The sequence below is a fragment of the Bizionia sp. M204 genome (assembly GCF_023205095.1).
GTDB classification, from domain to species: domain Bacteria; phylum Bacteroidota; class Bacteroidia; order Flavobacteriales; family Flavobacteriaceae; genus Algorimicrobium; species Algorimicrobium hallyeonense.
Map to the genome: position 1 here is coordinate 548517 of NZ_CP046242.1, position 11914 is coordinate 560430.

General features: G+C 33.7%; 14 protein-coding genes. 4 read left to right on the forward strand and 10 right to left on the reverse strand.

The genetic code is table 11. The features are described from left to right. Positions 1–48: 48 nt before the first annotated feature. Positions 49–939 carry a 3-hydroxyacyl-CoA dehydrogenase family protein gene (locus GMA17_RS02525; RefSeq protein WP_248398800.1) on the reverse strand — a complete coding sequence of 297 codons (891 nt, stop codon included), beginning with the start codon at positions 937–939 and terminating at the stop codon, positions 49–51. Between the two features lie 143 nt (positions 940–1082). Then, positions 1083–2042 carry a Gfo/Idh/MocA family protein gene (locus tag GMA17_RS02530; protein WP_248398803.1) on the reverse strand — a complete coding sequence of 320 codons (960 nt, stop codon included), beginning with the start codon at positions 2040–2042 and terminating at the stop codon, positions 1083–1085. Positions 2043–2196: 154 nt separating this feature from the next. On the opposite strand from GMA17_RS02530, the gene GMA17_RS02535 reads away from it, so the two are divergent. Next, the gene (locus GMA17_RS02535; RefSeq protein WP_248398806.1) at positions 2197–2838 is read left to right on the forward strand and encodes a protein-L-isoaspartate(D-aspartate) O-methyltransferase; all 642 of its coding nucleotides are present in this window, start codon (positions 2197–2199) and stop codon (positions 2836–2838) included. Here GMA17_RS02535 and GMA17_RS02540 read toward each other — a convergent pair. The 3 genes from GMA17_RS02540 to smpB are packed head-to-tail and all read right to left on the reverse strand — an operon-like array spanning position 2835 to position 4367. Next, the gene (locus GMA17_RS02540) at positions 2835–3353 is read right to left on the reverse strand and encodes a DUF1648 domain-containing protein (protein WP_248398809.1); all 519 of its coding nucleotides are present in this window, start codon (positions 3351–3353) and stop codon (positions 2835–2837) included. The genes GMA17_RS02535 and GMA17_RS02540 overlap by 4 nt on opposite strands. 24 nt (positions 3354–3377) lie before the next feature. Further along, positions 3378–3902, reverse strand: coding sequence for a hypothetical protein (locus tag GMA17_RS02545; protein WP_248398811.1), 525 nt, complete (start codon positions 3900–3902; stop codon positions 3378–3380). A gap of 9 nt (positions 3903–3911) precedes the next feature. Further along, complete coding sequence (gene smpB, locus GMA17_RS02550) at positions 3912–4367, reverse strand: SsrA-binding protein SmpB (RefSeq protein ID WP_248398814.1); 456 nt, start codon at positions 4365–4367, stop codon at positions 3912–3914. A 92-nt stretch (positions 4368–4459) separates the two neighbouring features. Here smpB and GMA17_RS02555 point away from each other — a divergent pair, with 92 nt between their 5' ends. After that, positions 4460–5221 carry a DUF6503 family protein gene (locus GMA17_RS02555; RefSeq protein ID WP_248398817.1) on the forward strand — a complete coding sequence of 254 codons (762 nt, stop codon included), beginning with the start codon at positions 4460–4462 and terminating at the stop codon, positions 5219–5221. On the opposite strand, the gene GMA17_RS02560 is transcribed toward GMA17_RS02555, so the two are convergent. Genes GMA17_RS02560 through deoC form a run of 3 tightly spaced genes read right to left on the reverse strand, consistent with a single transcriptional unit; the run spans position 5187 to position 7094 of the window. Then, a complete protein-coding gene (locus GMA17_RS02560) occupies positions 5187–5711 on the reverse strand; it encodes a histidine phosphatase family protein (protein WP_248398820.1) in 525 nt (174 codons plus the stop codon). The genes GMA17_RS02555 and GMA17_RS02560 overlap by 35 nt on opposite strands. A gap of 11 nt (positions 5712–5722) precedes the next feature. Continuing rightward, entirely contained in the window at positions 5723–6421 is a 699-nt protein-coding gene (gene deoD, locus GMA17_RS02565) for a purine-nucleoside phosphorylase (RefSeq protein ID WP_248398823.1), read from the reverse strand. Between the two features lie 19 nt (positions 6422–6440). Beyond that, a complete protein-coding gene (gene deoC / locus GMA17_RS02570) occupies positions 6441–7094 on the reverse strand; it encodes a deoxyribose-phosphate aldolase (RefSeq protein WP_248398826.1) in 654 nt (217 codons plus the stop codon). Between the two features lie 244 nt (positions 7095–7338). Between deoC and GMA17_RS02575 the strand changes: the two genes are divergently transcribed. Next, a complete protein-coding gene (locus GMA17_RS02575; RefSeq protein ID WP_248398829.1) occupies positions 7339–7968 on the forward strand; it encodes an OmpW family protein in 630 nt (209 codons plus the stop codon). 56 nt (positions 7969–8024) lie between these two features. Here GMA17_RS02575 and GMA17_RS02580 read toward each other — a convergent pair whose 3' ends face one another. After that, a complete protein-coding gene (locus GMA17_RS02580; RefSeq protein ID WP_248398831.1) occupies positions 8025–8411 on the reverse strand; it encodes a hypothetical protein in 387 nt (128 codons plus the stop codon). A gap of 233 nt (positions 8412–8644) precedes the next feature. Then, positions 8645–11254, reverse strand: coding sequence for an ATP-dependent chaperone ClpB (clpB, locus tag GMA17_RS02585; protein ID WP_248398834.1), 2610 nt, complete (start codon positions 11252–11254; stop codon positions 8645–8647). 212 nt (positions 11255–11466) lie between these two features. Between clpB and ytxJ the strand changes: the two genes are divergently transcribed. After that, complete coding sequence (ytxJ, locus tag GMA17_RS02590) at positions 11467–11853, forward strand: bacillithiol system redox-active protein YtxJ (RefSeq protein ID WP_248398837.1); 387 nt, start codon at positions 11467–11469, stop codon at positions 11851–11853. The last annotated feature ends 61 nt before the right edge of the window (positions 11854–11914 follow it).

The window sequence follows — 11914 nt, forward strand, 5'->3', positions numbered from 1 at the left end:
TCATTTTATTAGTTACTAATTTCGTATTGTGCCAAATTACTTCAAGTCTTATTTTATAAACTGCTTCGCCACATGTTCGGCCTTACGACTTTCTGAATAATCATAAAAACCTTCACCAGATTTAACACCTAGTTTACCAGCTCTAACCATATTTACTAACAATGGACATGGCGCATATTTTGGGTTTTTGAAACCGTCATACATCACATTTAGAATAGATAAACAAACATCTAATCCAATAAAATCTGCTAGTTGTAATGGACCCATTGGATGTGCCATACCTAATTTCATAACCGTATCAATTTCTTCAACACCAGCAACGCCATTGTATAACGTTTCAATAGATTCATTTAGCATAGGCATTAATATTCGGTTAGCCACAAAACCAGGATAATCATTTACTTCCGTTGGGGTTTTTCCTAATTTTCTAGATAGCTCCATTATGGTGTTTGTTACAGCATCACTCGTGTTATAGCCACGAATAATTTCTACTAACTTCATAATAGGCACAGGATTCATAAAGTGCATTCCAATTACTTGGCTCGGTCTGTTGGTAACTGCTGCTATTTGTGTAATAGAAATAGACGATGTGTTGGTTGCCAAAATCGTATCTTCTGAACAAGCCTCATCCAATTGCTTGAAAATTTTAAGCTTCAAATCAATATTTTCTGTTGCTGCTTCCACCACTAAACTCGCATATTCAACACCTTCTACAACATCTGTATAAGTGGTAATATTATCTAGTGTTTCTTGCTTTTGCGCTTCTGTAATTTTTTCTTTAGAAACCATACGATCTAAATTTTTAGAAATGGTATCCATGCCTCTTTTTAATGAGGCTTCACTAATATCAATTAATTGAACTTTAAAACCGCTTTGGGCAAAGGTATGTGCAATACCATTTCCCATGGTTCCGGCTCCTATTACTGCAATGTTTTTCATAAAAAAATCTTTTTATTCCTATTAAAAAAAGGAATGCTGTTAATGTTATCTTATTTAGCTTTCAACTAATCTCGTACGGAGATGTTTGTTTTTTAAAACCTTTTGGTTTGTGTTATTATTCACTTCTTTCCGGTTGGAACATATTAAAACTGCTCTATAATCATGTTTGCTACACGTAAAGCTTCTGTGCCATCATGAAGTGTAACAATGGGTTTAGTATTGTTTTTAATAGCATCAGCAAAAGTTTCCAATTCGTCTAAAATGGCGTTATTAGTGGTTACCTCTGGATTATCAAAGTAGATTTGTTTTTTAACACCTTCCGCATTCTGTAATACCATATCAAAATCGCCTGGAATTTCTGGTGCATCTTTCATTTTTACGACTTCACATTTCTTCTCTAGAAAATCGACAGAAATGTAAGCATCACGTTGAAAGAAACGTGTTTTACGCATGTTTTTTAAAGAAATACGACTGGCTGTTAAATTGGCAACGCAGCCATTTTCAAACTCAATACGAGCGTTGGCAATATCTGGTGTGTCACTGATAACCGAAACACCACTTGCTGAAACACTTTTAACTTTAGATTTTACGACACTTAAAATAATATCAATATCATGAATCATTAAATCTAAAACAACAGGAACATCTGTGCCACGCGGATTGAATTCGGCTAAACGGTGCGCTTCAATAAACTTGGGGTTTTCAATTTTATCTTTAACCGCTATAAAAGCGGGATTAAAACGCTCCACATGTCCAACTTGTCCACGAATATTGTGCTGGGCAAGAAGTTCGCGAATTTCTTCAGCTTCTTCAACCGTATTAGTAATGGGTTTTTCAATAAAAATATGCTTGCCTTTGGCAATAGCTTTTTTGGCACAATCGTAATGTGAAAGGGTAGGAGTTACAATATCTACCATATCAACAGCGGCTATAAGCGCTTCAATAGTGTTGAAATACTTGTATCCAAATTCAGCTTCTACTTTCTTTGCATTTTCTTCATCTGCATCGTAAAATCCAACTAATTCATATTTATCAGATTGGTTTAATAACCGTAAATGAATTTTACCTAAATGGCCTGCGCCTAAAACACCAGCTTTTATCATTTTTTATCGTTTTGAACAAAAATAAGGTTTTCGCTATTTATTTCTGTGAAAATAGACATAAAATATCCGATTCTAAAATGTGGATAATTTAGACGGATTTTAATTTTAACCCATGAAATGTTTGTGTAATTTTAGACTTTAAAAAAAAGATATTTTGAAGGATACATTTAAGCATAAAGGCATGCGCCAACAGCTAGTTCAGGTTGTTAAAGATAAAGGAATTACAAATACTGATGTGCTAAATGCTATTGGTAAAATTCCACGTCATTTGTTTATGGATTCTGGTTTTTTAGATCATGCTTATCAAGATAAAGCATTTCCTATTGCGGCGGACCAAACTATTTCGCAACCGTATACCGTGGCGTTTCAAACGGAATTACTACAAATAGAAAAAGGCGATAAAATTTTAGAAATAGGTACAGGAAGTGGTTATCAGACGGCTGTTTTATGTGAACTTGGTGCGCAAGTTTATAGCATTGAAAGGCAGCATGAATTGTTTAAAAAAACAAGTAAATTTTTACCGAAATTAGGATATCGTGCTAAAAAATTAATTTTCGGTGATGGTTATATTGGTTTAAAGGAAGAAGCACCTTTTAAAGGTATTATTGTTACGGCTGGTGCGCCGTTTGTTCCAAATCCATTATTGAGTCAATTGGCAGTTGGTGGACGATTGGTTATTCCTGTTGGGGATGATGTTCAAACCATGACCTTATTTATTAGAAAAGGTATCAAGGAATTCGAAAAGCATGAATACGGCGAATTTAGATTTGTTCCTTTATTAGAAGATAAAAACTAGGTCTTTTTCTTTATTAAACTGACAACAACATATATTATTGGACCAATAGTCATTAGGATTACAATTCCCATTAATAGATAATTGGAAAAGTTACTTATAGAATCTGTTTTGTGTAAGCTGACTTGAACGATTTCAAAAGAAATGATTGCAAATAAAAAAGCAATACAGACATTTAAAAAACGAATTAATCGTGTAGCTTCTTTATATGATTTCTGGGCATTTTGGGTGGTTATTTTCTGCGCATAATTAAAAATATGCGGAAATTTATTCAAATAAAAAAGCCCATAAACGGTTGCAAAGCCTATTAAATTAAGAAACCAAATACTGCTTTTATCACCATAACGGGTTATTTTTCCCGAGTGGTTAAAATGCATAGGAACTTGTTCTGGTAATTGGCTATAATTTAAAATGATATATAACAGGGCTAAAAGAAGAATTCCAAACGAAAAAACGTCTAGAAAAACATCTAATGTCGATTTTTCTAAAGTTATTCTTGGTCTATTCTCATAAAACATATCCTGATAGCTAATGTGATATAATTAATCTGGTAAATAATCTCGAGGAATTGGTTTGGTTCGGGTTTCCTGCATCCAATAAACGTTAACAATCCACCAACGTAATCCATCATTTAATAACTGAATACTCTTAATTCCACGAAGTGCCGGATAAGGATCGTTAGGACTATGGTAGGCTTCAAACGTGCTAAAAACATGAGCTATATTACCAAAAACTTCCATTTTTCGGTTTATTTCTTTTTCAAAATAGCCATTTTCTTTTAGCCACTCTTCCGAGCTTTTTTTATACTCATCAGGTGTCATAAATTTTGCTAAATGATTCCCGTCTAAACTAGGGCCTGTAGGGATAATTTTTGCACCTGGATAAAACAAGTACTTGAAATCTGCCCAATTGCGGTCGTATCCTTTTTTGCCAGAATTAACATGGTATAGTTCATTAATAATAGCATCAATACTACCAACTTTTCTAGAGCTTGGGTCTAGCAGTATTTGTGCCTGAATTTGGGAAATAGTCATTAAAAAGACCATGATTACTAGGGTTCTCTTCATGTGTATACTTTAAAAGCTTTTCTTAATACGATCTAAACGGACTTTATTATCCCGATCTTTAATGGTTTCACGTTTGTCGAATAATTTTTTACCTCTAGCTAAAGCAATAACAAGTTTTGCATAGCCTTTGTCATTAATAAATAAGCGCAATGGAATAATGGTTAAACCCGTATTTCTAACCTCTTTTTCCAGTTTTTTTAATTCGCGTTTGTTTAGTAATAATTTACGTTCTGCTTTTGGTCTGTGGTTATAATATGTGCCGTACATATATTCTTCAACGGTCATATTAATAACAAATAATTCACCCTGTTCATTAAACTCGCAAAAACTTTCAGCAATGGACGCCTTACTAGCTCTAATAGATTTTATTTCCGTCCCAGTTAATACTATACCAGCGGTGTATTTATCTAAAATTTCATATTGAAATTTAGCCTTTTTATTCTTTATGTTAATGGTGTTCTGCATAGAATTCAAAGGTAAATAAATTATGATTGCTTTTCGAATTTATGCTGTAAGTATTCATTAGATTTACGACAGAAATTAGAAATATAGTAAACATGAAACATATAGCCTTTGTATTAATCGTTTTATTTATTGCTAGTTGTGAGTCTTCTAAAAAAGAACTGACCGCTAACGACATTGTAAACAAAGCCATAAAAGTTGCTGGTGGTAATAAGTTGGACAAATCGTCATATTCCTTTCAGTTTAGAGATATACAATATCATGCAAAACGTGATAATGGCCACTATACTTTGATTAGGGAGTTTCAAAAAGATTCGGTTGGGTTTGTTCAAGACTATATTGATAATAATGGATTTGAGCGCTATATTGATGAGGAGCAAGTTGTATTAGCGGATACTACTGCAGCAAAATTAAGTGCTTCTGTAAATTCAGTGCATTATTTTGCCATACTACCTCATGGTTTAAATGATGCTGCTGTAAATAAGCAGTTAATAGGGAAGGTTGCAATAAAAGATGTGCCATATTATAAAGTTAAAGTTACTTTTGATGAAGAAGGCGGAGGTGAAGATTTTGAAGATGAATTCATATACTGGATTCAAACAGAAACTTTTAAAGTAGATTATTTGGCCTATTCTTATGAGGAAGCGGATGGTGTTGGATTCCGTTTTCGTGAAGCTTTTAACGAACGCTATGTTGGGGGTTTACGTTTTGTAGACTACAATAATTATAAACCAGAAACCGAAGGTGTTGCAGTAGAAAATTTAGATGATTTGTTTGAAAAAGAACAATTAAAATTACTTTCTAAAATAGAATTGGAGAATATTATTGAGGGTTCACCACTAGAAGTAAATCCGTAATCATAGTATCTGTAAAGGTTAGGATGTACAAATTCCCATTATTACTGTCATCAATATCTTGGTAACTTTCCGTTCCTAAAAATTTATTTACAAATTTGGGTGTGGTATCACTATGTCCAACAATTAGCACGTTATTACCTCTGTTTTCGCTTAACAATTTATCAGTATCTAAAATGTTGGCATTATAAATCTGAATCTTTAGGTTGTTGTTTTTGGCTGTTGGTGAAGCGGTTTCAACAGTACGTTTATAGTCAGTTGAATATATGGCCTCAAATTTCACGTTTTTAAGAACTTCAGACCAATATATGGCTCTCTGATTTCCGGTGGCGGTTAAATGCGGGTCTTTATTGTTCGGATTACTTCGGTCTTTTTCGGCGTGACGTATAAAGTAAAGTGTTGTTAATGTGGTATCGTCAGATTTTTCCGCACAACTTGATAATGATAAAAATCCAATAAGAACAAGTGCCATTAAAAACCTCATATGCATCATGATGTATGTGTTTAAGCTAAATCTAAAGCAATAGCAATCATATCTTTAAATGTGGTTTCACGCTCTTGACTTGTCGTGCGTTCTCCAGTAACTAAAGAATCTGAAATGGTTAAAATAGTCAAAGCATTAACATTGTGTTTAGCCGCAATGGTATAAAGTCCAGCAGTTTCCATTTCTACACAAAGCACACCAAATTTAGACCACTTTTTATAAGACTCAAAATTGTCTGCATAAAACTCATCTGAAGTAAAAACGTTTCCCGCTTTAATAGGAATATTTTTACTTTTAGCTATGTCTACTGCTTTTTGGAATAAATTATAATCGGCTGTAGGCGCGTAATCGGCGCCACCAAAACGCAATTCATTAACACCAGAATTTGATGATGCTGCCATAGCTAAAACAATGTCTCTAACTTTTACATGTTCTTGATAGGATCCAGCACTACCAACGCGAATTAAGTTTTTTACACCAAATTCATTAATAAGCTCATGGGCATAAATAGAAATACTTGGAACACCCATTCCGGTTCCCATAACAGATATAGGTTTCCCATTAAAAGTCCCAGTGTATCCAAACATATTGCGGACCTTATTGAAACATTTTGGATTGTCTAAAAACGTTTCGGCTATCCATTTGGCTCGAAGTGGATCGCCAGGTAAAAGAATGGTTTCAGCAATTTCTCCTTTTTTGGCTTCAATATGTACGCTCATAATTAGATTAAATTTTTTGTTATTCCTTGGCTAGTTCCTCCATAATAGAAACACCTGATGATGCACCTATTCTGTCCACACCAGCCTCAATATATTTTTTAGCAGTTCCTAAATTACGAATACCACCTGATGCTTTTATTTTAGCACCATCTTTTATTGTTTTCCGAATCATTTTTACAGCCGTCAAGGTGGCGCCACCTTTAGAAAACCCTGTTGATGTTTTTATAAAGTCGGCTTTGGCATCCAAGCAAATCTGACAAGCCTTTATGATTTCGTTTTTAGATAATTCACTAATTTCTAATATAACCTTCAGCGTTTTAGAACCAATAGCCACTTTTACATCGCGGATATCTGTATAAACATTAACGTAACTTTTACTTTTAAGCATGCCAATGTTAATGACCATATCAATTTCATCGGCACCATCTTCAATAGCTTTCTTAGCTTCAAAAACTTTGGCTTCGGTTGTCATAGCTCCTAAAGGAAAACCAACCACAGCACAAACTTTAACATTGGATTTTGTTAAAAGCTCTTTAGCTAAAGGTACATAAAAACCATTAACACAAACACTAAAAAAGCGGTACTCTTTGGCTTCATCACAAAGCGTTTTTATTTCCTTTTGTGTGGCAGTAGGTTTAAGAAGGGTGTGATCAATATAATTGTTAATTTCCATAGTCGTAAAAAATAGGTTAAGGTGCTGTAAAAATACGATTAACTGTCTATCTTTTTAACTTTATTGATAAAATTTATCAAATATTTATCAAATTTTAAATGTTTAAAGAAAGTTTAATTTATTTATAAAATTTAGTTCATTGAATCATAGTACATTACTATGTGTAATTTTCACCTATGATTTTTGTCAGTGTTTAAAGCATTTATTGAAATTACTTTTGAGGTATAATTTTAAACTTTATACCATGAAAAAAATAATTTTTAGTACGTTATTAGTGTTTGCCTTTATATTTAATGCGCAAGCGCAAGAGAATCAAACTTCCAATGATGATTACAGTAAGTGGCAAGCGCGTTTTAGGGTAATTGCTGTTATTCCTTCGCCAGGTGATGACATCCCAGGTGCAGATGTGGATATTTCTACAACCTTTGTTCCAGAATTAGATTTTACATACTTCTTTACTAAAAATATAGCTGCTGAATTAATTTTAGCAACTACCAAACACGATGTAGAAGTTGGTAATAATTTAGGAACAACGGATTTAGGTCATGCGTGGTTATTACCTCCAACATTAAATCTACAATACCACTTTTATTTTGGAGATTTTAAACCATATTTAGGTGCTGGTATTAATTATACCATTTTTTACGGGATAGATGAAGGTGATGTAGTTGATATGGATTATGAAAACACATTTGGGTTTTCATTTCAAGTAGGTGTTGATTATAATTTAAATGACAAGTGGTTTTTAAACCTAGATGTGAAGCAATTATTAATCTCAACAGATGTTGAAGTGAACACAGGAGCAGGTATTTTACCTGTAGAAGTAGATATTAACCCACTAGTAGTTGGTTTGGGTATTGGTAGGAAATTCTAATTGAATTTTTAAACCAATAGAATTGAAAAAAGCCGCATATAAGCGGCTTTTTTTATTTATGAATTTGTTTCTTCTCTAATGAGACAATGAATCCAATTAATGGCATCACCTAAACAGTTGAATATTTCATAAGGTTTATCATAAAAATTGCGTTCATATTCGGCATTCTTTCGCATAACTTCTGTTTCAGGAATTATAGCCATGGCTATTAGATTAGGGATTTTTTCGGTTTCAACATAGGTCAGCGGGTCCACGGAGTAGGAGTTAACACGATTGGATATGTAGCCAATATTTTTACCTAAAAAATGCTTTTCAATCACTTCCTTCAAGTTTGTATTATGCTCTGGATGAATTTCCATACCTTCACCTATTTGACAAATTAGAAAATCGTCGAAAACAAAAATTTCTGCACCTGGTAAATCGTAATAATGAAACATGCCCATATCGTTTGTTTTAATTTTTATCAAAGATAAATTTACGCTAATTTATGTTTAAATCCGTAATTGTTTATACTAGTAAAATAAGCAAATATTATTGAAAGCCAAAATGTTATGTTCTTATACGAAAAAAAGCAACGTGCATCCTGTATGGGATTTACGTTGCTTTTTAAAACTAACTAACCAACTTATTACTGAAAACGTCCTTTGGAACTTTTTATTTTCGTTTTAAGGAAACTTTAATACTCTTCAGATACTAAATCACCTTGATTTCTAAATACTAATTTATCATCAAAAGCATCTAGTAGAATAATACTGTCTGTTGAAACCGATCCAGATAGAATTTCTTTACTTAATTCATTTAAAACTTCTTTCTGAATGACACGTTTAACAGGTCGTGCACCATATTCTGGATTGTAGCCTTTTTTTGCTAAATAAGCAATGGCTTCTGGTGTGGCATCAAACGTAATGCCTTGTTTTCCTATCATTTTGGTGATTCCTTTTAATTGTAATCCTACAATTTCTGTAATGTTTTCCTCTGTTAAAGGCGTAAACATAATGGTATCATCAATACGGTTTAAAAATTCGGGTCTCACGCTTTGCTTTAACAATCCTAGCACTTCTATTTTAGCCAGTTCCATGGCTGCATCTACATCTTTTGTGGCTTCAAATTTCTCTTGAATTATCTGACTTCCCATATTAGAGGTCATAATGATAATCGTGTTTTTAAAATCTGCTAGACGTCCTTTGTTATCCGTTAAATGACCTTCATCTAATACTTGCAATAAAATATTGAAAGTATCTGGATGCGCCTTTTCAATTTCATCTAATAAAACAACGGAATACGGCTTACGTCTTACAGCTTCTGTTAACTGACCACCTTCATCATAACCAACATACCCTGGAGGTGCACCAACCAATCGGCTTACCGCATGACGTTCTTGGTATTCACTCATATCTATTCTAGTCATAGCAGCTTCATCATCAAATAAATATTCTGCCAAGGCTTTTGCTAATTCCGTTTTACCAACACCTGTTGTTCCTAAAAATAGGAAGGTGCCAATTGGTTTCTGTGGATTTTGTAAACCAGCTCTAGAGCGTCGTACAGCATCACTAACGGCAACAATAGCTTCTTCTTGACCAACCACACGTTTGTGCAATTCGTTTTCTAATTTTAATAGCTTTTCACGCTCACTCTGTAACATTTTGGTTACTGGAATGCCCGTCCATTTAGCTACCACTTCTGCAATATCATCATAAGTGACTTCTTCTTTTATTAAAGAACTGTCACTTTGATTGGCTTGCAACTCCTTTTGAAGGGTTTCCAAACGTTCTTGTGCTTCTTTTATTTTTCCATAGCGAATTTCAGCTACTTTACCATAGTCGCCATCACGCTCCGCACGTTCCGCTTCAAGTTTAAATTCTTCAATATCGGATTTTGCGGCTTGGATATTATCTACGACTTCTTTTTCGCTTTTCCATTTAGCATTTAGTTCGTTGCGTTCTTCTTTTAAATTTGCTAAATCAGCACGTAACGTTTTTAATTTCGTTTCATCTTTTTCACGCTTAATGGCTTCAATTTCAATTTCCAACTGCATTACCTTTCTGTCCAAAACATCTAATTCTTCTGGTTTGGAATTGATTTCCATTCGTAATTTAGATGCAGCCTCATCCATTAAATCAATTGCCTTATCTGGTAAAAAACGATTGGTAATGTATCGTTCAGATAATTCAACTGCACCAATGATAGCTTCGTCTTTTATACGCACTTTGTGGTGTGTTTCATACTTTTCTTTAATACCACGAAGGATAGAAATAGCACTTTCCGTATCGGGCTCATCCACCATTACCTTCTGGAATCGACGTTCCAATGCTTTATCTTTTTCAAAATATTTTTGATACTCATCCAAAGTTGTGGCTCCAATAGCTCGCAGTTCGCCTCGCGCTAATGCTGGCTTTAAAATATTAGCAGCATCCATAGCGCCTTGACCACCACCTGCACCAACAAGGGTGTGGATTTCATCAATAAAGAGAACAATATCGCCTTCACTCGTTGTTACTTCTTTGATAACGGCTTTTAAGCGTTCTTCAAATTCACCTTTATATTTAGCGCCTGCAATTAAGGCACCCATATCTAAAGCAAAAATTTGTTTGTCCACTAAATTTTCAGGAATATCACCATCTACAATTCTATGTGCTAAACCTTCCGCGATTGCCGTTTTTCCAGTTCCTGGTTCTCCTACTAAAATCGGGTTGTTTTTGGTTCTTCGAGATAAAATTTGAAGAATACGTCGTATTTCTTCATCACGACCAATAACGGGATCTAATTTGCCTTCTTTGGCTAATTGGTTCAAGTTTTTGGCGTATTTATTCAAAGAATTATATGTGTCTTCTTGACTTTGCGATGTTACACGATCTCCTTGACGTAACTCTTCAATAGCCGCTTTTAAATGGTTTTCCGTAACGCCTTGATCTTTTAGCATTTGAGCAACTTTACTGGACGATTTGAAAATAGCCAAAATTAAATGCTCGATAGAAACATATTCATCGGTCATTTTTTTAGCAATCATTGACGCCTCATTTAAGGTTTTTCCTGCTTCGCGTGAAAGCATAATCTCACCACCAGATACTTTAGCAAAGCTTTCTAATTGCTTATCTAAAGCCTGTTCTAAAATTGAAATATTTACATTCAATTTTTTTAATAGAAACGGTAAAACATTTTCATCAATATTGAAAAGCGCTTTAAAAATATGTTCGTTTTCTATTTGTTGATGTCCAAAGCCCTGTGCAAGCTGTTGAGCTTGCTGTATAGCTTCCTGTGATTTTATGGTATAATTATTTAAATTCATAATAGTATATAATCCGTGTTAAAGGATGTGTTTTTTATGTTTTGTTATTACTAATTGTTGTGCTTGATACCTATAAGTCAATAATCTTACCACTCTATTTTTAGCGACAAAATGTCGCTTAAAGCTCGTGACGGCGTGACTTTTAGTCAGTTTGTAAGATTTGTATAGTTGTTTCGACTTACCTTTAAGAAACAAATTTTAGAAATAAAAATATGGGTTTTATAAATAAATTATTTGGCGGTTCTGGTGAGCCCAAGGAGGAAAAATTGTTGCCGTGGAAGGCTTTAAATGCAGTTGACCAATTAGATGAAATTGCTAAAAAATCGAACACCAAAACGCAAATGATATTTAAACATTCTACACGTTGTGGTATTAGTAAAATGGTGATGAATCAGTTTGTTGATGCCTTCGATGTGGATTTAAATGCGGATTTATATTATTTAGATTTATTGAATTATCGTGATGTTAGTCATGAAACAGGATATAAGTTTCAAGTGCTTCATGAGTCACCACAATTGTTAATTATTAGAAATGGAGTTGCTGTTGCTCATGCCAGTCATGGTGGAATTAATACATTGGAATTAAATAGATATGTTTAATGTAATTCGTTAGTTTAGTAGGGATTTCAGAATATTTTTTTTGGCTATATTTGTTAGCATA

Coding starts and splice junctions, on each gene's coding strand:
- GMA17_RS02555 (WP_248398817.1), top strand. CDS start 4,460: ATGAAACATATAGCCTTTGTATTAATCGTTTTATTTATTGCTAGTTGT.
- ytxJ (WP_248398837.1), top strand. CDS start 11,467: ATGGGTTTTATAAATAAATTATTTGGCGGTTCTGGTGAGCCCAAGGAG.
- GMA17_RS02540 (WP_248398809.1), bottom strand. CDS start 3,353: ATGTTTTATGAGAATAGACCAAGAATAACTTTAGAAAAATCGACATTA.
- smpB (WP_248398814.1), bottom strand. CDS start 4,367: ATGCAGAACACCATTAACATAAAGAATAAAAAGGCTAAATTTCAATAT.
- deoD (WP_248398823.1), bottom strand. CDS start 6,421: ATGAGCGTACATATTGAAGCCAAAAAAGGAGAAATTGCTGAAACCATT.
- clpB (WP_248398834.1), bottom strand. CDS start 11,254: ATGAATTTAAATAATTATACCATAAAATCACAGGAAGCTATACAGCAA.
- GMA17_RS02560 (WP_248398820.1), bottom strand. CDS start 5,711: ATGATGCATATGAGGTTTTTAATGGCACTTGTTCTTATTGGATTTTTA.
- GMA17_RS02545 (WP_248398811.1), bottom strand. CDS start 3,902: ATGAAGAGAACCCTAGTAATCATGGTCTTTTTAATGACTATTTCCCAA.
- deoC (WP_248398826.1), bottom strand. CDS start 7,094: ATGGAAATTAACAATTATATTGATCACACCCTTCTTAAACCTACTGCC.
- GMA17_RS02525 (WP_248398800.1), bottom strand. CDS start 939: ATGAAAAACATTGCAGTAATAGGAGCCGGAACCATGGGAAATGGTATT.
- GMA17_RS02575 (WP_248398829.1), top strand. CDS start 7,339: ATGAAAAAAATAATTTTTAGTACGTTATTAGTGTTTGCCTTTATATTT.
- GMA17_RS02530 (WP_248398803.1), bottom strand. CDS start 2,042: ATGATAAAAGCTGGTGTTTTAGGCGCAGGCCATTTAGGTAAAATTCAT.
- GMA17_RS02580 (WP_248398831.1), bottom strand. CDS start 8,411: ATGGGCATGTTTCATTATTACGATTTACCAGGTGCAGAAATTTTTGTT.